This window comes from Pseudomonas sp. HTZ2 (genome assembly GCF_033173945.1).
GTDB lineage: Bacteria > Pseudomonadota > Gammaproteobacteria > Pseudomonadales > Pseudomonadaceae > Aquipseudomonas > Aquipseudomonas guariconensis.
Map to the genome: position 1 here is coordinate 2,940,844 of NZ_CP137332.1, position 18,888 is coordinate 2,959,731.

Sequence of the window (18,888 nt, forward strand, 5' to 3'; positions counted from 1 at the left end):
TCTGCGAAATCAGGGCGGCCTGCAGTGATGGCGGCTTGAAATAAGGACTTGCGGCAGCCAGCGGCAGCGTCTGGCGCCACTTTCAATTGAGCAAGGCAAATGGGGAGTACTCGATGAAAACCATCAGCCAACGTGACAAAGATTTATTCGAAAACCTGTTCGTTCTCGAACTTGCCAATAACCATTGGGGCAAGCTGGAGCGTGGGCTGAAAATCATCCGTGACCACGGCACGATCTCGCGCTTCAACAATGTCAAAGCCGCCATCAAGCTGCAGTTCCGAGATGTGGACGAGTTCATCCACCCTGATTTCAAGGGCTCGACTGAGCTGCGTTATGTCAAGAAGACCGAGGACACTCGCCTGAGCAGGGACGAGTTCTCCCGGATGGTTGAAGAGATCCGCAATCTGAGCTGCATTCCAATGGCTACGCCGTTCGATGAGGCCTCTGTCGATCTGTGCGTCGAGTTCGACATGCCGATCATCAAGATTGCCAGTTCCGACATGAACGACTGGCCGCTGATCGAGAAAATCGCATCCACTCGCCGTCCGACCATCATTTCGACCGGGGGCGCGTCGGAGAAGGATCTGGATGATATCGTCCGCTTCTTTGAAAAGCGTGACATTCCGTTAGCCATAAACCACTGCGTTTCGCTATACCCCAGCGAAGACGACGAACTTCATCTCGATCAGATCGACTACCTGCGCAACCGCTATCCAGGTCATGTCATCGGTTTGTCCACCCATGAATACCATGACTGGCATTCCTCCATGCTGATTTCCTACGGCAAGGGTGCCCGCACATGGGAGCGGCATATCGACATCGAGTACGAAGGTGTTCCTGTCTCCAACTACTGCTCGCTGCCCGAACAATGTGACGCCTGGTACAAGGCCTTCCATAAGGCCAAGGAAATGTGCGGCGGCATCAGTGCCAGCCGACGCATCATTTCGCGCAAGGAAACCGAATACCTCAATGCTCTGGTGCGCGGTGCCTATGCACGTCGGGACCTGGAGCCCGGTTACGTGCTGAATCACGATGAATTCGAGAAAGATTTCTACCTCGCCATCCCCTTGCACAAAGGACAGTTGTCCTGCCGCGAAGTCATGAACGGAGAAAGGCTGATGCAGCCGATCAGAGCCAACGAGCGTCTGACCATCGATCATATCGACGGCCCTTACAGCGAAACCCCAGCGCTCAAGAACCTCATCCTCAACCGGGGGCTTTGAAACATGCGTACTTCCGAGCGGATCGCACAATGGTTGGTGCAGCAGGGCGTTGAGCAAGTCTTCACCGTCACCGGCGGAGGCGCCATGTTCCTCAACCAGGCCTTGGGTGGGCATGAAGGCTTGCGCTGCACGTTCATGCATCACGAGCAGGCCTGTGCCATGGCGGCTGAAGGCTATGCACGCATTACGGGCAAACCCGCTGTCGTGATGCTGACCACCGGTCCGGGTTCGATCAACGCGCTCAACGGTGTACACGGTGCATTTACCGACTCCATCCCGATGATCGTGATTTCTGGCCAGATCAAGCGTGAGACCTGCGTTTCATTCCAGGATGTGCCAGGCCTGCGTCAGCTGGGCGATCAGGAAGGTCCAACGATCGCCATGGCCAGCCCCGTGTGCAAATACGCGCAGATCGTACGCTCGGAAAAGGACTTGGAAGTCATGTTGCCCAAGGCTTATGCCGAGGCGGTAAGCGGTCGTCCTGGTCCTGTGTGGCTGGATATCCCGCTGGATATCCAGCAGTCGACGGCACCTATCGATATTCCCCCGCCAGTACTGGTCCGGGCACAACCTGCCGAAGGGCTGCGAGCGGCGTGCGTTGACATCGCCAGGCGGCTCGTGCAATCGCATCGCCCGTTGATCCTGGGAGGGACGGGAGTCCGGCTTTCGGGCACCGAGAAGCGCCTGCTGGCGCTGATCGAGCGCTACCGTGTACCGCTGGCCACGGCCTGGACGCATGACCTGATTGCCTCCGACCATCCGCTGTTTGCGGGGCGGCCGGGGACCATCGGCACGCGTGCGGGCAACCTGTGCCTGCAGGCGGCTGATTTCGTGCTCGTGCTCGGGTCCCGCCTGAACGTTCGCCAGACAAGCTACAACTGGCAGGCCTTCGCCAAGCATGCCTGGGTTGCCCAGGTGGATATCGACGCCGCCGAGCTGAGCAAGCCCACCTATCGAGCGGACCTTGGGGTTGCCACCGACCTGAACGACTTCCTGGATGTCCTGGAGCTGGAGCTGGCGCGCGCAAGCCTTCCTGACTTCGGTGCCTGGGTGCAGTGGTGCCAGCGTATCGGGACCACTTACCGCGCCTCGGCAGAGCACCAGCAGCGTCCTGGCGATGTGCTCAACCCTTATGTCATGGTTTCGCGTATTTTCAGCCAACTGCGCCCTGACGATATCGTGGTGTGTGGCAACGCATCTGCCTGCATTCTGCCGTTCCAAGTGGGGGCTCTGCAGAAAGGGCAGCGCCTGTTCAGCAACTCCGGCTCCGCCTCCATGGGCTATGACCTGCCTGCGGCCATTGGCGCTGCGACAGCGGCAGCGCTCGAAGGCAAGCGGGTGATCTGCTTTGCCGGGGATGGCAGCTTGCAGATGAACATCCAGGAGCTTCAGACGCTGAAGACCTTGGGCGCCAATGTCATCGTCATCGTGCTCAACAATCGCGGTTATCTTTCGATCTGGCAGACCCACGAGAACTTCTTCGGTCGGGTCATCGGCGCCACGCCGGAGTCGGGTGTGGAGTTTCCTGATTTCACGGCGGTTGCCCGGGCGTACGGTCTGCGCGCGGAGTCCGTGGCTTCGGAGCAGGACCTGGATCGGTTCGATGCACTCCTGGAGACCAATGGCCCGCTGCTGATCGACCTGCATGTTGACCCGCGGCAGGAGTTCGTGCCGCGTATCAAGTCTCGTGTGGATGCGCAAGGCGCCTTCGTCACGCCGGAGCTGGATGACATGCACCCGTTCCTGGAGCAGGCGACGTTGCAGCAAATCCGCGACGAGGCGCTGGCAATACGCTCGGTGCCTGTTGCCGATGCGCATTCTGGAAGCCGCTGCGATGATTGATAAGACTGTACGTTCTGCCGACTTCCTCGCTTTGCGTGATCGCGCAAGCGACCTGCCACCTGCAGAAATAGACCCGCAGCGTCCCATCTGGATTTTCGGGGCAGGGAATTTTGGCCGTAGCCTCGCGCTTGCCATGAAGGACCAAGGCCTGGCGGTGGCCGGTTTCGTTGAAACCTCGCCTCGAGTCGATTCGGTACTGGGTTTGCCCGTGCTGAATTGGCAAGCGCTGGCACTTGAGGCCCCGAATGCACAGTTGGCTCTGGGTATCTTCAACCGCGATACGCCCTACGATGCGTTGATGAGCCTCGTCGCCGCAGCAGGTTTCGCTCCGCCTTTGATGCCGTGGGACCTTTATGGGGTGTTTCGCGAGGCCCTTGGGTGGCGTTTCTGGTTGAGCGACCGCTCGCTCTTGCTGGCTTCGATGGAAAGAATCGCCCGGGTAGGTGATGTGCTCGCAGATGACCAGAGCCGATATGTGCTCTATCGAATCTGCGCATTTCGTCTGGGTCTGGACATGGCATTTTCCAGTTGCGTGTCCAACGAGCCCCAGTACTTCAATGAATTGACCCTGCCTGCCTTACAGGGGCGAGACATCACCTTTGTGGATTGCGGTGCCTATGATGGCGATAGCTATCGGGAGCTGGTCAATTGCCCTGGAATTACCTGCAAACAGGCATTCCTTTTGGAGCCTGACCCGCAGAATTATTCCAGGCTGGTGCAGCAGGTAACATTGCAGGGCGGGCCAGCCATCTGCTTGCCAATGGCGGCGGCAGAAACCTATAGCATCCTGACCTTCAATGCCGGTCAGGGTGAGGCCTGCTCGATCAGTCAGGCGGGGGGCGATACTTCGATCGCGGCGGTGGCGCTGGAGCAATTGCTGCCGTGTACCCATGTCGATGTCGTCAAGCTCGATGTCGAGGGGGCCGAGGCACAGGTATTGCGTGGGGCCGAGCGCATCATCCGAAACAGCAGGCCGGTATTGATCGTGTCGTTGTACCACAACCCCCATGACCTCTGGGCATTGCCGGAGCTGTTGTTCGAATATTGTCCGAACTACAGATTCTATGTTCGGCAGCACTCATCCAACAGCTTCGATTCTGTTCTTTACGCGGTCCCCAACCCATGAATGTGCTGCTGACCGGAGGTACCGGCTTCTTCGGGCGCGCGCTGTTGCGTCACTGGCTTGCTCGTGCCCAATCAGGGGAGCAGGTGCCGAAGGTCACTGTGCTGAGTCGTTCCCCTCACAGCTTTTTGGCGCAGTATCCGGAGTTCGAAGGGCTGGCGTGGTTGAAGCTGTACCAGGGCGATGTCCTGGATCCTGCATCGTTGCCGGCCTATGAGGGGTTCACGCATCTGCTGCACGGGGCTGCGGACTCCACGGCCGGACCTCGTCTCAGCCCATTGCAGCGATATGACCAGATCGTCGACGGTACCCGTCATCTGCTGGACTATGCCGCCGCGCAGGGTATCCGCCGCTTTTTGCTCACCAGCTCCGGTGGGGTCTACGGGCCTCAACCGGCAGATGTGCAGACCATTGGCGAGTGTTACAACGGGATGCCGGATCCGCTCGAGGCCGGGCATGCCTACAGCGTCGCCAAACGTTGTGCGGAGCACTTGTGTGCCTTGTACCGGCAGCAATACGGTATCGAGGTGGTGATCGCCCGTTGTTTTGCCTTTGTGGGACGTGACTTGCCATTGGATGTGCATTTCGCTATCGGTAACTTCATTCGTGATGCGCTCCATGCGCCGGTCATCACAGTGAACGGCGATGGAACCCCGGTACGGTCCTACATGGACCAACGAGACTTGGCGCAGTGGCTGGAGGTACTGTTGCGCCACGGTCAGGCGGGAGAGGCCTACAACGTTGGATCGGATGTCGCGATCACGATTGGCGAGTTGGCACATTTGGTGCGCGATATCCTGGCACCGCACAAGGCCGTTTCCATCGCAGCCAGGGCTGTGGGAGACGCAAGCTTTCGCAACCGATATGTCCCGTCCATCGAGAAGGCGCGAAACCAGTTGGGATTGTACTTGCAGCACTCCCTCAGGGAGGCGATTCAATATGCCGCCTGGTCTGTGTGATGAGGCCGCGCCATGTTGTCTTCGCAGTCTCCGATAACCTTTCATTCGTCGGACGAAATCATGCTCAATGACTATCCGTTCTCACCCCAGCGTGAGCGAGTTGCCACGCAATGTGTTTGCTGTGGCGGAACGCAGTTGCAAAAGTCCCCGGCGGTCCTCATGCCTTTTGTTTCGCACCGGGCGTTGGACTGGCCGCCGGTGTCCATTGATGCGCAGTGGGGGTTGAACACGATTCCCCAGGGCATGGCCTATTGCATCTGCAATACGCTTCACTGCGCCGCGTGTGAATTTCTGTTTTTGGATATCCGATTCTCGGACCGTGAAATGGAGCGTTTGTACGAAGGCTATTACGGCGAGGCATATGCGCGCTTACGTGAGCATTACGAGCCAGGATTTGTCGAGCGTAATAAAGCGCTGGCGGCACCTAGCGCACTGATCGAGCTGACGCGAGCCTACATTCTTCAGTTCCTTGCACCGACCCGGATTCTGGACTGGGGAGGCGGGGATGGTACCAACACGCCATTCAAGGGCGATGGCTATCAGGCAGATATTTTCGATATCGATAGAAAGTCCACAGTTGCAGGTACGCGCAGCGTCTCGTCAGAGGAGATTCAGGAAAGCGACTATGATCTCATCGTTTGTCGTCATGTCCTTGAGCATATCCCTTACCCGGCAGACACACTGATGAAGATTCGCCAGTGCATGAGTGATGACACCTACCTCTATATCGAACTGCCTCATGAAGCGCTGATGGTCGGGAACGATAACGTATGCCCGGAGCAGAAGCGGCACTGGCATGAACACATCAACTTTTTCTCGACGACCGCACTCGGCAATCTGTTAGGTGCTTGCGGTTTCACTGTTCTAAGCGTGCACTCAACGCCTGTCGCGGCTGATCCACGCCTTAGTTCTGCGTCTCGTATCCTTCAGGCGATGGTGAGGAAGGCGTACCCTTGATGCTTTCGTAAATCAGCGAAAAGGGCTGAATGCAGATGGCCTAGGGCCGGCTCTCTATACTCTGCCCGCGTGGCGTCTCGTTTTTAAGGCCCCAGGGCCGGATAGTTGGGCCCTTCGGCGGTGGTTGGGCCTGGTTGCGTTGCAGCATACGGCGCTTTGGTCGTATAACCGTGACTTGGCAGTCGAAACGTGCATCTCTAATCTATTCAGTCTGCGGGCAGCCACGTCGACGAGGCTCGCAAGGCCTGCATTGCAGCGCCCAATCCCGCACTATCCGCCATGTTTACCGGGAAGCCACAATGATTGGCATTAAAAGCATCGCCAGTTACGTACCTGTGGAGGGCGTCGACAATTACGCCCAGGGTGCGAAATTCGGCAAAGATCAAGATTTCATTTTCGGCAAGATCGGCTCGACCTTCTTGCCACGCAAGGACGCCTCGCAGGAAACCTCCGATCTGTGTGTCGAGGCCGCCAAGGCGTTGTTTGCTGCCAATCCGAGGTTCGACCCCGCTAGCATCGAAGCGCTGATTGTCGTCACTCAGAACGGCGACGCTGAAGGGCTGCCGCACACCGCGGCTATCGTCCAGCAAAAGCTCGGACTGCCGACCCACATCGCAGCGTTCGACATTTCGCTGGGTTGCTCCGGCTATGTTTACGGCATCTATGCCCTGAAGGGGTTCATGGAGGCGGCAGGCCTTAAGAATGGACTGTTGATCACAGCCGACCCCTATTCGAAGATCGTCGACCCGGAAGACCGTAACACCACCATGCTGTTCGGTGATGCCGCCACGGCGACTTGGATGGGTGAAGATGCGACCTGGCAACTGGGCAAGTCGCTATTCGGCAGTGATGGGGCAGGGGCAGAGCATCTGCGTACGACTGACGGCAAGTTCTTCATGAACGGTCGCCAGGTCTATAACTTCGCGCTGGTTAAAGTCCCGGCGCATCTGCAGCAACTGCTCGAGGCGAGCGGGTTGCATGCCGACGATATCGATCTCTACTGTTTGCACCAGGGCAGCGCGGCGATCGTCGATGCCGTTTCCCAGCGCTTCAATGAGGGCAAGCAGCGCGAGAAGTTCGTCAAGGACATGGCCGAGACGGGTAACACAGTTTCTTCGAGCATCCCGCTCTTGCTGGAAAAGTACGTGCTGGATTCCCATTGCAAGCGTGTCGCACTCAGTGGTTTCGGCGTAGGCCTTTCGTGGGGGTCCGCCATCCTCGAGCGTACCGACTAAGAGGTAGTGGTATGAAAAAAGCGCTGACCGGATCCGGTCGGCGCTTTTTGTTTTTTACGGCGATTTTCTGGCGCCAACTACTTGATTTCATTGGGCTGGCATGGTGCCAGCAAAAAAAAACGAAAAAGGCCCTAAAGCAAACTGCCCTGACGACGATAAACATTACGAAGGTTCTCTAGGCCACACCCCCGGCGAATTGCCAAGGCCGGAAGCCGTAGTACCCAATCCAACGAGGAATTCGTCATGGCTTTGACTGTTAACACCAACACTACCTCTCTGGGCGTTCAGAAGAACCTGAACCGTGCTTCCGACGCACTGAGCACTTCGATGACCCGTCTGTCCTCCGGCCTGAAAATCAACAGCGCCAAAGACGACGCCGCCGGCCTGCAGATCGCTACCCGCATGACCTCGCAGATCCGCGGTCAGACCATGGCTATCAAGAACGCCAACGACGGTATCTCCATCGCCCAGACCGCTGAAGGCGCGATGCAAGAGCAGACCAACATGCTGCAGCGCATGCGTGAACTGGCTTTGCAGGCACGAAACGACTCCAACAGCTACCTGGACCGTCAGGCTCTGGACGCTGAGTTCCAGCAAATGCTGAGTGAAATCAACCGTGTTGCTTCCAGCACCGAGCTGAACGGCAAGAAGCTGCTCGATGGTAGCTCTGGTGTCATGACCTTCCAGGTAGGTTCTAATACTGGTAGCGACAACCAGATCACCATTACCCTCAGTGCCGCCATGAAGTCCACTGGCACTGGCGCTGCCCTGTCTGCTCTGAACACCCAGACCATTTCGGCTGCGTCCGGCACTACTTCTGCCGCTTATGAAACTCAGTTCAGCAACGCCATCACCGCAATCGATGACGCTCTGCAGAACATCAACACCACGCGTGCTGCTCTGGGTGCCGCCCAGAACCGTCTGACCAGCACCATCAACAACCTGCAAAACGTTAACGAAAACGCCGAAGCCGCTCGTGGCCGTGTGCAGGACACCGACTTCGCTGCTGAAACTGCCCAGCTGACCAAGCAGCAGACTCTGCAGCAAGCTTCGACTTCGGTTCTGGCCCAGGCCAACCAGCTGCCGTCGGCAGTTCTGAAGCTGCTGGGCTAATCTGCCTGACAGTTGTTGGCGGGGAAGTGCAGATGTTGCGCTTCCCCGCTTTTCCATTTTGAGGTGGTAGCGATGGACATGAGCCTCAAGTTGAACCTGTCCTATCAGGCCGCGCGTTCGGCCGAGCAGGTCGCCGAAAAGCCGGTAATCCGGCCGGCTGAAGTTTCCGACGAAGGCAAGAAAGACGATCCGCTCAAGGTGGGTGGGGTCGACGAAGTCAAAAGTGCCGTCGCCGAGATCGAAAAGTTTTTGAAAGAGACCCGACGCAACCTGGAATTCTCCACTGATGAGGAATCTGGCAAGATCGTGGTAAAGGTCATCGCCAGCGATAGCGGTGAGTTGATTCGGCAGATCCCTTCGGAAGAGGCCTTGCGAATTGCCCATAGCTTGAGCGATGTCAAGAGTATTCTGTTCGACGCCAAAGCCTGATCGGTGGCGAACACCAATGATGTGAATCGTTTCGGTCTTGCAGGAGCGGGACTGGTACGTAGATAAGAGGGACAACAGCATGGCAAGCCCGATTACTCCTTCCGTTGGCCTGGGGTCCGGTCTCAATATTTCCGAGATCGTCAAGGCGTTGGTAGAGTCCGACACTGCAGCCAAGCAGGCGCAGATCAATCGCCAGACCAGCAACAACAGTGCGATGATTTCGGGGATCGGCGCGTTGCGCAGTGCTCTCACGGCGTACCAGGACGCCATGAAAAAGCTCAACGACACGAATGCCCCGTCCTTCAACGCCTATGCGGCGAAGTCGGCCAATGAGGCAGTGGTCAAGGTCACCTCGAGCAACAGTGCGGTTGCGGGCAGCTACGACATCGCTGTCAAGCAGTTGGCGACCAGCTCCAAGGTGGCCAGTCAGCGGTTCGTGGGCGGTGCCGAGAGCAGCATTGCGCAAGGCAACCTGACCATCAGCCAGGGCACCAAGACCTATAATCTCAGCGTCCCTACGGGTGCGACACTGCAGAGTGTGCGCGATCAGATCAACAAGGAAATGTCCGTCAACGGTATTTCCGCCAACATCATCAATGAGCAGGGTGGTTCCCGCCTGGTGCTCAGCTCAACCACGACTGGCGCCAATACCGATATCAAGCTGGGCGGCATTCCGGAACTGACCATTGATGGCACCACCCCGATGGTGGGTACTGGGGCGGGCTATATTTCGGCGCGGCCTCAGGATGCCGAGTTGACCATTGACGGCCTTACGGTCAAGAGCTCGACCAATACCGTCAAGAACGCCATTAGCGGTATGACCCTTGAGTTGACAGGTGTCAGCGGGATGGCAGCTGATGGTGTAACCCGTACGCCTACAGCGCTGACGGTAACTGCCGACAATGATGGCTTGAAGAAGTCGGTCCAGAGTTTCGTCGATGCCTATAACACATTGCAGCGTGCGATCACGTCGCTGACGACGTCGAGCCGCGACAAGGATGACAATTTGATCCTTGGGCCGCTGACTAACGACCCTACGACTCGCTCGTTGCTCGGCGACCTTCGTAAGGTGATGGCTGAGGTAGGTGCTGGTGACAGGCTGACCACGCTGGGCCAGCTGGGTATCAATACCCAGAAAGACGGTACCCTCGAGTTCAATGCCATCAAGTTCACCGCGGCGATGAACGACAAGAAGCTCGGCCCGGAGCTGCAGGAGTTCTTCACAGGCACCAATGGTGTGTTCGAGCGGATGAACAAGGCGATCGAGCCTTACAACGGTGCTGAGGGTAGCGTGGCCTCACGCAAGTCCAACCTCGACAAGACAGCCAAGAACCTCAGTGATCAGCAGGCGGCGCTGGATCGGCGCACTGTTTCCCTGACCGAATCCCTGACCAAAAAGTATGTCGCCCTGGACACCGCCCTGGGCAAGATGAAAGCCCAGGCCGACCAGATCACCTCGATCTTCGAAGCGATCAACGCCCAGGCCAAGAAGTCCTAATTCCGGCGTGTAGCTGAGATGCAAAAAGCCCGGTAGCGTCCTCTTGATGCCCCGGGCTTTTGGCTTTGTAGCTAAAGTTCTTTGACGCCGCGACGATACACAGGTATACGCAACCTTTTTCGCTGCAACGAGGTAGATCCATGAACCCGATGTTGGCCCTCCGGCAATACCAGAAAGTCAATGGTGTGGCGCAGACCTCCGTGGCCAGTCCGCACCGTCTGGTACAAATGCTCATGCAGGGTGGTCTCGATCGTCTTGCCCAGGCCAAGGGCGCCATGGCGCGCAACGACGTCCCTCAGCGCGGCATTCTGATCGGCAAGGCCATCGACATCATCGGCGGGTTGCGCGAAGGTTTGGACCTTGAAAACCATGCCGACAGCCTCACCGATCTGGACAACCTGTACAGCTACATGAGCCGTCGCCTGGTCGAAGCCAACGTCAAGAACGATCCGGCGATCATTGATGAGGTGGCGCGTCTGCTCATCACGGTCAAGGAAGGCTGGGACGCGATCGGCGATCAGCAGCCGGCAGACTGATTCGGGAGAGGTTGCAATGAGCGAGGTGATCGAGCGTATCGAGCAGACCCGTGAGGCGCTGCTGGCGGCGTTGGACAGTCGTGATTGGGATGCGATTGGCGAGCTCGACCTGGAGTGCCGAATTTGCGTCGATGACGTGCTGGCGGAGGCCTCGCTCAACGAAGATGCGGTAAAGGGCAGCCTAGAGCAGTTGCTTGGCGTTTATCGGCAACTTATTGATATTGCAAGTGGCGAACGTCAATCGATAGTCGACGAGATGACGCAGATTCGTCAGGCGAAAAATGCCGCAAAGGTATACCATCTCTTCAGTTGACGCTGGAGGGGTGCAAAAAATCGCGCGCCATTAATTTGACTGTGTGCGTTTTTTTGACTTAACTAGTGACTGTTTTCGCAAAATCAGACGTCCGAGCACTGATCATTCAGTCGGAATGATGTCGAGCACGCCTGCGGGCGTCGAAATGACTAGGGAAGTTGCTAACGCATGTGGCGTGAAACCAAGATCCTCCTGATCGATGACGACAGCGAACGCCGCCGCGATCTAGCGGTGGTCCTGAATTTTCTAGGCGAAGAAAACCTCTCCTGCTCCAGCCATGATTGGCAGCAGGCGGTTGCTTCTTTGTCGTCGAGTCGCGATGTGCTGTGCGTACTGATCGGGACCGTGAATGCTCCGGCGGGTGTCCTTGGGCTGCTTAAGACAGTGGCTGCATGGGATGAGTTCCTTCCGGTTCTGCTTTTAGGTGAAATTTCTTCTGCGGACTTCCCGGAAGACCTACGCCGTCGCGTTCTGTTCAATCTCGAAATGCCGCCGAGCTACAGCCAGTTGCTCGATTCGCTGCACCGTGCCCAGGTCTACCGTGAAATGTACGACCAGGCCCGCGAGCGCGGCCGCCAGCGCGAACCCAATCTGTTCCGCAGCCTGGTCGGCACCAGCCGTGCCATCCAGCATGTGCGCCAGATGATGCAGCAAGTGGCCGATACCGATGCCAGCGTGCTGATTCTCGGTGAGTCCGGCACTGGCAAGGAGGTGGTGGCGCGCAACCTGCACTACCACTCCAAACGCCGCGAAGCGCCGTTCGTGCCGGTCAACTGCGGGGCGATTCCGGCCGAGTTGCTCGAGAGCGAGTTGTTCGGGCATGAGAAGGGCGCCTTCACCGGGGCCATCACCAGCCGCGCCGGGCGTTTCGAGCTGGCCAACGGCGGGACCTTGTTCCTCGACGAGATCGGCGACATGCCGCTGCCGATGCAGGTCAAGCTGCTGCGTGTGCTGCAAGAGCGCACCTTCGAGCGGGTCGGTAGCAACAAGACCCAGAGCATCGACGTACGCATCATTGCCGCGACCCACAAGAACCTCGAGACCATGATCGAGGAAGGGACCTTCCGCGAAGACCTGTACTACCGCTTGAATGTCTTCCCCATTGAAATGGCGCCGCTGCGTGAGCGAGTCGAGGATATTCCGCTGTTGATGAACGAGCTGATCTCGCGCATGGAGCACGAGAAGCGCGGCTCGATCCGTTTCAACTCAGCATCGATCATGTCCCTGTGCCGTCACGGTTGGCCGGGGAACGTCCGTGAGCTGGCCAATCTGGTCGAGCGCATGGCGATCATGCATCCATACGGGGTGATCGGGGTTTCCGAGTTGCCAAAGAAATTCCGTTACGTCGATGACGAAGACGAGCAGATGGTCGACAGCCTGCGCAGCGATCTGGAAGAACGTGCGGCGATCAACGGTCACGCGCCAAGCTTCTCCGGCAGCGCCATGCTCCCGCCAGAAGGGTTGGACCTGAAGGATTATCTGGGCAACCTCGAGCAGGGCCTGATCCAGCAGGCGTTGGACGACGCCAACGGTATCGTCGCGCGAGCCGCCGAGCGCTTGCGTATCCGCCGCACCACGCTGGTGGAAAAGATGCGCAAGTACGGCATGAGCCGTCGAGAAGGTGACGATCAGGCAGAAGGTTGACGCCTTCTGCTTTTCTACAAGCGGGGCTGCTTTGCAGCCTTCGCGCCGGCAAGCCCTCTGCAGCCGGGTGGTGCAACGCCGCCTTGCGATGAAGGTCGCGGCATTTCCTTATACCCGGCACGGCTATTGCTACACCGCTGGCAACACACCGTTTTTATGACGGTCAGCCACGCGAGAGAGCATGATGCCCCAGGTCGCCCACATCTCCCGAACCCCCGACGCGCACGGCCGCACCTCGGTCGAGCAGGAAAGCCGTCAGGGCCTGGAGCAGGCGTTCGCCCTGTTCAATCAGGTTTCTGATCAGCTCAGTGAGTCCTACAGCCTGCTCGAAGCTCGGGTCAGCCAGCTCAAGGGTGAACTGGCCGTGGTCAGTGCTCAGCGCATGGCCGAGCTGGATGAAAAAGAGCGCCTGGCCAATCGTTTGCAGAACCTGCTCGACCTGCTGCCCGGCGGGGTGATCGTCATCGACGATCAGGGGTATGTGCGCGAGGCCAACCCGGCGGCATGCGAGTTGCTGGGCGAGCCATTGGTCGGTGAGCTCTGGCGCCAAGTGATCGCCCGCAGCTTCGCCCCGCGCAAGGATGACGGCCATGAAATCTCGTTGCGTGACGGCCGGCGGCTGTCCATCGCCACGCGCTCGCTCGATGCCGAGCCCGGGCAACTGGTGCTGCTCAACGACCTGACCGAAACCCGCCGCCTGCAAGATCAACTGGCCCGCCATGAGCGACTGTCGTCGCTGGGGCGCATGGTCGCTTCACTCGCCCATCAGATCCGCACGCCATTGTCGGCGGCGATGCTCTATGCCGGCCATTTGGCCGACGCAGAAAAAGAATTGCCCAAAGAAACCCGCCAGCGCTTCGCCGGCAGCCTCAAGGAGCGCCTGCACGAGCTGGAGCATCAGGTCCGTGACATGCTGGTGTTCGCTCGCGGCGAGCTGCCGCTGGGCGACCGCATGAGCCCCAAGGCTTTGTTCCAGGCGTTGCAGCAGGCAGCCCAAACCCATGTCCAAGGCCATAGCGTGCGCTGGCAATGCGACAGCCATCTCGGTGAGCTGCTGTGCAATCGCGACACCTTGGTGGGCGCCTTGCTCAATCTGATCGAAAACGCCTTGCAAGCCAGCACCGGGCCGGCGCGCCTGAAGGTGCACCTGTACCGGCGCGATCAGGCCCTGCACTTGTGCATCAGCGATGCCGGCTGTGGCATCGAGGCCGATCTGCTAGCGCGCTTGGGCGAGCCCTTCCTGACTACCAAGTCCACCGGCACCGGCTTGGGGTTGGCGGTGGTCAAGGCTGTCGTGCGGGCGCACCAGGGTAGTCTGCGGCTGCGCTCGAAGGTCGGCCGAGGAACGTGTGTGGACGTGGTGCTGCCGTTGATCGGCGGGCCGGCGATGGGGGAGGCGTGATGACGATCAAGGTGTTGCTGGTCGAGGACGATCGTGTCCTGCGCCAGGCCTTGGGCGATACCCTGGAAATCGGCGGTTTCGCCTACCGTGCGGTGGGCAGTGGCGAGGAGGCGCTCGAGGCAGTGGCTGGCGAGTCCTTCAGCCTGGTGGTCAGCGATGTGAACATGCCGGGCATGGATGGGCACCAGTTGCTGGCTCAGCTGCGTACCCAGCATCCTCAATTGCCGGTGTTGCTGATGACTGCCCACGCCGCGGTGGAGCGTGCCGTGCAGGCCATGCGCCAGGGCGCTGTCGATTACCTGGTCAAGCCGTTCGAGCCCAAGGCGCTGCTGAGCCTGGTGGAGCGTCATGCCGCCGGGCGCGTGGGCGGTGCCGATGAAGAGGGGCCGGTCGCCTGTGAGCCTGCCAGCCGGCAATTGCTGGAGCTGGCCGCGCGTGTGGCGCGCAGTGATTCGACCGTGCTGATTTCCGGCGAGTCCGGGACCGGCAAGGAAGTGCTGGCGCGCTATATCCATCAGCAATCGCCGCGCGCGGCGCAGCCCTTCGTGGCGATCAATTGCGCAGCCATTCCCGACAATATGCTCGAAGCCACGTTGTTCGGCCATGAGAAAGGCGCCTTCACGGGGGCCATTGCCGCCCAGGCCGGCAAGTTCGAGCAGGCCGATGGCGGCACTTTGTTGCTCGACGAGATTTCCGAAATGCCCCTGGGCTTGCAGGCCAAGCTTCTGCGCGTGCTGCAGGAGCGTGAGGTGGAGCGGGTGGGTGGGCGCAAGCCGATCGCCCTGGACATCCGCGTGCTGGCGACCACCAACCGAGACTTGGCCGAGGAGGTCGCCGCCGGGCGCTTCCGTGAGGACCTCTACTATCGCCTGTCGGTGTTCCCGCTCGCCTGGCGCCCGCTGCGCGAGCGCAGCGCCGACATTCTGCCGCTGGCTGAGCGCCTGCTGGCGCGCCATGTGGCCAAGATGAAGCATGCCCCGGTGCGGCTGTCCGCCGAGGCGCGAGCCTGCCTGCAAGGGCATCCGTGGCCGGGTAATGTGCGCGAGCTGGACAACGCTTTGCAGCGCGCCTTGATCCTGCAGCAGGGTGGGGTGATCGAGGCGGCGGATTTCTGTCTGGCCGGTGCCATTGCCTTGTCGGTACCTGCGGTGGCCGTGAGCGAGGTACCTGCCGAATCCGGGGGGCTGGGCGATGACATGCGTCGCCATGAGTTCCAGATGATCATCGACACCCTGCGCGCCGAGCGTGGCCGCCGCAAGGAAGCCGCCGAGCGCTTGGGTATCAGTCCGCGGACACTGCGCTACAAGCTTGCGCAGATGCGTGATGCGGGGTTCGACGTCGAAGCCAGCCTGTACGGCTGAAACCAGTTTTAAAGGTCGCATGCAGGGCTGGCACTCTTGTTGCTAGTTCCAGCCCATTCGCTGCATGAGCGTCAAAAAAATGCGGCCGCCGGAGAGAAGAAGTCCATGACCCAAGGTGTTGAATTCAATCGTCTGATGCTGGATATGCGGGCCATGCAGGCCGAAGCCATGTCCCAGCCCAAGGTCGCTGCCGCGCCTGAACTGGCCCCTGGCCAGAGCAGCTTTGCCGACATGCTCGGCCAGGCCATCGGCAAGGTCAATGAGGTACAGCAGGCCTCGACCCAGCTGTCCAACGCCTTCGAGATCGGCAAGAGCGGTGTTGACCTGACTGACGTTATGATTGCTTCGCAAAAGGCTTCCGTGTCGTTCCAGGCCCTGACCCAGGTCCGTAACAAACTGGTCCAGGCGTACCAGGACATCATGCAGATGCCGGTTTGAGGACAGAGTGAGCCATGGCTGAAGCAGTCGTCGACAATCCCCCCGCCAAGAGTGGTCCGCCAGCGCCCAAGCCGCCGCTGTTCGGCATGTCGTTCCTGGAAAACATTTCGCAGATGCCCATGCTGCGTCAGGTCGGCCTGCTGGTCGGACTGGCCGCGAGCGTGGCGATCGGCTTCGCCGTGGTGCTTTGGTCGCAGCAACCGGACTACCGGCCGCTGTACGGCAGCCTGGCGGGCCTGGATGCCAAGCAGGTCATGGACACCCTGGCCTCCGCGGACATCGGCTACCGCGTGGAGCCCAACTCCGGCGCCTTGCTGGTCAAGGCCGACGATCTCTCCCGCGCGCGCCTTAAGCTGGCTGCTGCCGGTGTCGCGCCAAGCGATGGCAACATCGGCTTCGAGATTCTCGATAAAGAGCAGGGCCTGGGTACCAGCCAGTTCATGGAGGCCACCCGCTACCGTCGGGGCCTTGAAGGCGAACTGGCGCGTACCGTATCGAGCCTGAACAACGTCAAGGCCGCCCGTGTCCACCTGGCCATTCCCAAGAGCTCGGTGTTCGTGCGCGACGAGCGCAAGCCCAGCGCATCGGTACTGGTCGAGCTGTATCCGGGACGCGCCCTGGAGGCCGGCCAGGTCATGGCCATCGTCAACCTGGTGGCCACCAGCGTGCCGGAACTGGACAAGTCCCAGGTGACCGTGGTCGACCAGAAGGGCAACCTGCTCTCCGAGCAGTTGCAGGACACCGCCTTGACCATGGCCGGCAAGCAGTTCGACTACAGCCGCCGCATGGAAGGCCTGTTGACCCAGCGTGTGCACAACATCCTGCAGCCGGTGCTGGGCAACGACCGCTACAAGGCCGAGGTATCGGCCGACGTCGACTTCAGCGCGGTCGAGTCCACCTCCGAGCAGTTCAACCCAGATCAGCCAGCGCTTCGCAGCGAGCAGTCGGTCAATGAACAGCGCTCCAGCAGCCAGCCCCCGCAAGGCGTGCCCGGTGCCCTGAGCAACCAGCCGCCGGCCGGTGCCTCGGCGCCTGAAAATGCCACCGCCTCGGCGCCGCCTGCCGGTGCGATCCAGCCAGGCCAGCCACTGGTGGACGCCAATGGCCAACAGATCATGGACCCGGCCACTGGCCAGCCGATGTTGGCGCCTTACCCGGCTGACAAGCGTCAGCAGACCACCAAGAACTTCGAGCTCGATCGCTCCATCAGCCACACCCGTCAGCAGCAGGGCCGCCTGACGCGCCTGTCGGTGGCCGTGGTAGTGGACGACCAGGTCAAGGTCGACGCCGCCACCGGCGAAGCCACCCGTGCCCCATGGGGGGCCGAGGACCTGGCGCGCTTCACTCGCCTGGTGCAGGACGCAGTGGGCTTCGATGCCAGCCGTGGCGACAGCGTGACCGTGGTCAACGTGCCGTTCTCCGCTGACCGTGGCACGGAGCTGGAGGACATTCCGTTCTACTCGCAGCCTTGGTTCTGGGACATCGTCAAGCAGGTGCTGGGTGTCGTGTTCATCCTGGTGCTGGTATTCGGTGTGCTGCGTCCGGTGCTCAACAACATCACAGGTGGCGGCAAGCAGGCCGCCACCGACAGCGACATGGAGCTGGGCGGGATGATCGGTCTGGATGGCGAACTGGCCAACGACCGCGTCACCCTGGGTGGCCCGCAAAGCATTCTGTTGCCGAGCCCGAGCGAGGGCTATGAAGCACAGTTGAACGCAATCAAAGGCCTGGTGGCCGAAGACCCGGGTCGCGTGGCCCAGGTCGTGAAAGAGTGGATCAACGCCGATGAGTGACAACCGAGCCGTTACCGCCAAGCTGAGCCGCGTCGACAAGGCGGCGATCCTGCTGCTCTCCCTGGGCGAGACCGACGCCGCCCAGGTCCTGCGACACATGGGGCCCAAGGAAGTGCAGCGGGTCGGTGTGGCCATGGCGCAGATGGGCAACGTCCATCGCGAACAGGTCGAGCAGGTGATGAGCGAGTTCGTCGAAATCGTCGGCGACCAGACCAGCCTGGGCGTGGGCTCCGACGGCTATATCCGCAAGATGCTCAACCAGGCCTTGGGCGAGGACAAGGCCAACGGCCTGATCGACCGCATCCTGCTGGGTGGCAACACCAGTGGCCTGGACAGCCTCAAGTGGATGGAGCCGCGTGCCGTGGCCGATGTCATCCGCTACGAACACCCGCAGATCCAGGCCATCGTGGTGGCCTACCTGGACCCGGACCAAGCCGGTGAGGTGCTGAGTAACTTCGACCACAAGGTGCGCCTGGACATCATCCTGCGCGTCTCGTCGCTCAATACCGTGCAACCGGCGGCGCTCAAGGAGCTGAACCAGATCCTCGAGAAGCAGTTCTCCGGCAACTCCAATGCCGCGCGCACCACCCTGGGCGGCATCAAGCGCGCCGCGGACATCATGAACTTCCTCGACAGTTCGGTCGAAGGCCAGCTGATGGATGCGATCCGCGATATCGACGGCGACCTGTCCGAGCAGATCGAAGACTTGATGTTCGTCTTCAACAACCTGGCCGACGTCGACGATCGTGGCATCCAGGCGCTGCTGCGCGAGGTGTCCTCCGACGTGCTGGTCGTCTCGCTCAAGGGCGCTGACGAGAAGGTCAAGGACAAGATCTTCCGCAACATGTCCAAGCGCGCCTCGGAACTGCTGCGCGACGACCTGGAGGCCAAGGGGCCGGTGCGGGTCAGCGACGTGGAGACGGCGCAGAAGGAAATCCTCACCATCGCACGGCGTATGGCCGAGGCCGGCGAGATCGTGCTTGGCGGCAAAGGCGCCGAAGAAATGATTTAAGCCGCAAGTG

Annotated in this window: 18 protein-coding genes; all 18 read left to right on the top strand. The window is 60.1% G+C overall.

Annotated elements, in window-relative coordinates:
- The first annotated feature begins 113 nt into the window (after nt 1-113).
- Nucleotides 114-1,223 (top strand): N-acetylneuraminate synthase family protein, encoded by a 1,110-nt coding sequence (locus tag R6G97_RS13615; protein WP_317847098.1) that lies wholly within the window; start codon nt 114-116, stop codon nt 1,221-1,223.
- Between the two features lie 3 nt (nt 1,224-1,226).
- Nucleotides 1,227-3,065, top strand: coding sequence for a thiamine pyrophosphate-binding protein (locus R6G97_RS13620; protein WP_317847099.1), 1,839 nt, complete (start codon nt 1,227-1,229; stop codon nt 3,063-3,065).
- The gene (locus R6G97_RS13625; RefSeq protein ID WP_317847100.1) at nt 3,034-4,191 is read left to right on the top strand and encodes an FkbM family methyltransferase; all 1,158 of its coding nucleotides are present in this window, start codon (nt 3,034-3,036) and stop codon (nt 4,189-4,191) included. The genes R6G97_RS13620 and R6G97_RS13625 overlap by 32 nt, the downstream gene beginning before the upstream one ends.
- Entirely contained in the window at nt 4,188-5,147 is a 960-nt protein-coding gene (locus R6G97_RS13630) for an NAD-dependent epimerase/dehydratase family protein (protein ID WP_196164918.1), read from the top strand. Before R6G97_RS13625 ends, R6G97_RS13630 begins: the two co-directional genes overlap by 4 nt.
- A 60-nt stretch (nt 5,148-5,207) precedes the next feature.
- Entirely contained in the window at nt 5,208-6,104 is an 897-nt protein-coding gene (locus R6G97_RS13635) for a class I SAM-dependent methyltransferase (protein WP_196164919.1), read from the top strand.
- A 299-nt stretch (nt 6,105-6,403) separates the two neighbouring features.
- Entirely contained in the window at nt 6,404-7,339 is a 936-nt protein-coding gene (locus R6G97_RS13640; RefSeq protein WP_317847101.1) for a ketoacyl-ACP synthase III, read from the top strand.
- 11 nt (nt 7,340-7,350) lie between these two features.
- The gene (locus R6G97_RS13645) at nt 7,351-7,518 is read left to right on the top strand and encodes a hypothetical protein (RefSeq protein WP_196164921.1); all 168 of its coding nucleotides are present in this window, start codon (nt 7,351-7,353) and stop codon (nt 7,516-7,518) included.
- Between the two features lie 64 nt (nt 7,519-7,582).
- Complete coding sequence (locus tag R6G97_RS13650; RefSeq protein ID WP_317847102.1) at nt 7,583-8,452, top strand: flagellin domain-containing protein; 870 nt, start codon at nt 7,583-7,585, stop codon at nt 8,450-8,452.
- 72 nt (nt 8,453-8,524) lie between these two features.
- On the top strand, nt 8,525-8,881 hold the full coding sequence (locus tag R6G97_RS13655) for a flagellar protein FlaG (RefSeq protein ID WP_317847103.1): 357 nt from the start codon (nt 8,525-8,527) through the stop codon (nt 8,879-8,881).
- 79 nt (nt 8,882-8,960) lie between these two features.
- Nucleotides 8,961-10,379 (top strand): flagellar filament capping protein FliD, encoded by a 1,419-nt coding sequence (gene fliD / locus R6G97_RS13660; protein ID WP_317847104.1) that lies wholly within the window; start codon nt 8,961-8,963, stop codon nt 10,377-10,379.
- Between the two features lie 140 nt (nt 10,380-10,519).
- Nucleotides 10,520-10,915, top strand: a complete 396-nt coding sequence (fliS, locus tag R6G97_RS13665) for a flagellar export chaperone FliS (protein WP_043210879.1) — start codon at nt 10,520-10,522, stop codon at nt 10,913-10,915.
- A gap of 16 nt (nt 10,916-10,931) precedes the next feature.
- Complete coding sequence (locus R6G97_RS13670; protein WP_043210877.1) at nt 10,932-11,228, top strand: flagellar protein FliT; 297 nt, start codon at nt 10,932-10,934, stop codon at nt 11,226-11,228.
- 168 nt (nt 11,229-11,396) lie between these two features.
- The gene (gene fleQ / locus R6G97_RS13675; protein ID WP_070571546.1) at nt 11,397-12,872 is read left to right on the top strand and encodes a transcriptional regulator FleQ; all 1,476 of its coding nucleotides are present in this window, start codon (nt 11,397-11,399) and stop codon (nt 12,870-12,872) included.
- A gap of 184 nt (nt 12,873-13,056) precedes the next feature.
- Nucleotides 13,057-14,274: a sensor histidine kinase gene (locus R6G97_RS13680; protein ID WP_182943357.1), complete on the top strand. Its 1,218-nt coding sequence runs from the start codon at nt 13,057-13,059 to the stop codon at nt 14,272-14,274.
- On the top strand, nt 14,274-15,635 hold the full coding sequence (locus R6G97_RS13685; RefSeq protein ID WP_090345482.1) for a sigma-54-dependent transcriptional regulator: 1,362 nt from the start codon (nt 14,274-14,276) through the stop codon (nt 15,633-15,635). The genes R6G97_RS13680 and R6G97_RS13685 overlap by 1 nt, the downstream gene beginning before the upstream one ends.
- 105 nt (nt 15,636-15,740) lie before the next feature.
- Entirely contained in the window at nt 15,741-16,073 is a 333-nt protein-coding gene (gene fliE, locus R6G97_RS13690; RefSeq protein ID WP_043212757.1) for a flagellar hook-basal body complex protein FliE, read from the top strand.
- Nucleotides 16,074-16,087: 14 nt separating this feature from the next.
- Entirely contained in the window at nt 16,088-17,866 is a 1,779-nt protein-coding gene (gene fliF, locus R6G97_RS13695; protein ID WP_070571548.1) for a flagellar basal-body MS-ring/collar protein FliF, read from the top strand.
- A complete protein-coding gene (fliG, locus tag R6G97_RS13700) occupies nt 17,859-18,878 on the top strand; it encodes a flagellar motor switch protein FliG (RefSeq protein ID WP_043212764.1) in 1,020 nt (339 codons plus the stop codon). Before fliF ends, fliG begins: the two co-directional genes overlap by 8 nt.
- Nucleotides 18,879-18,888: the final 10 nt, after the last annotated feature.

Bases quoted from the DNA above. Each gene is read 5' to 3' on its own strand.
- fliE (WP_043212757.1), top strand. From the start codon at position 15,741: ATGACCCAAGGTGTTGAATTCAATCGTCTGATGCTGGATATGCGGGCC.
- R6G97_RS13625 (WP_317847100.1), top strand. From the start codon at position 3,034: ATGCGCATTCTGGAAGCCGCTGCGATGATTGATAAGACTGTACGTTCT.
- R6G97_RS13630 (WP_196164918.1), top strand. From the start codon at position 4,188: ATGAATGTGCTGCTGACCGGAGGTACCGGCTTCTTCGGGCGCGCGCTG.
- R6G97_RS13640 (WP_317847101.1), top strand. From the start codon at position 6,404: ATGATTGGCATTAAAAGCATCGCCAGTTACGTACCTGTGGAGGGCGTC.
- R6G97_RS13685 (WP_090345482.1), top strand. From the start codon at position 14,274: ATGACGATCAAGGTGTTGCTGGTCGAGGACGATCGTGTCCTGCGCCAG.
- R6G97_RS13620 (WP_317847099.1), top strand. From the start codon at position 1,227: ATGCGTACTTCCGAGCGGATCGCACAATGGTTGGTGCAGCAGGGCGTT.
- fliF (WP_070571548.1), top strand. From the start codon at position 16,088: ATGGCTGAAGCAGTCGTCGACAATCCCCCCGCCAAGAGTGGTCCGCCA.
- R6G97_RS13645 (WP_196164921.1), top strand. From the start codon at position 7,351: ATGAAAAAAGCGCTGACCGGATCCGGTCGGCGCTTTTTGTTTTTTACG.
- R6G97_RS13635 (WP_196164919.1), top strand. From the start codon at position 5,208: ATGCTCAATGACTATCCGTTCTCACCCCAGCGTGAGCGAGTTGCCACG.
- R6G97_RS13680 (WP_182943357.1), top strand. From the start codon at position 13,057: ATGCCCCAGGTCGCCCACATCTCCCGAACCCCCGACGCGCACGGCCGC.
- fleQ (WP_070571546.1), top strand. From the start codon at position 11,397: ATGTGGCGTGAAACCAAGATCCTCCTGATCGATGACGACAGCGAACGC.
- R6G97_RS13650 (WP_317847102.1), top strand. From the start codon at position 7,583: ATGGCTTTGACTGTTAACACCAACACTACCTCTCTGGGCGTTCAGAAG.
- R6G97_RS13615 (WP_317847098.1), top strand. From the start codon at position 114: ATGAAAACCATCAGCCAACGTGACAAAGATTTATTCGAAAACCTGTTC.
- fliS (WP_043210879.1), top strand. From the start codon at position 10,520: ATGAACCCGATGTTGGCCCTCCGGCAATACCAGAAAGTCAATGGTGTG.
- R6G97_RS13670 (WP_043210877.1), top strand. From the start codon at position 10,932: ATGAGCGAGGTGATCGAGCGTATCGAGCAGACCCGTGAGGCGCTGCTG.
- fliG (WP_043212764.1), top strand. From the start codon at position 17,859: ATGAGTGACAACCGAGCCGTTACCGCCAAGCTGAGCCGCGTCGACAAG.
- fliD (WP_317847104.1), top strand. From the start codon at position 8,961: ATGGCAAGCCCGATTACTCCTTCCGTTGGCCTGGGGTCCGGTCTCAAT.
- R6G97_RS13655 (WP_317847103.1), top strand. From the start codon at position 8,525: ATGGACATGAGCCTCAAGTTGAACCTGTCCTATCAGGCCGCGCGTTCG.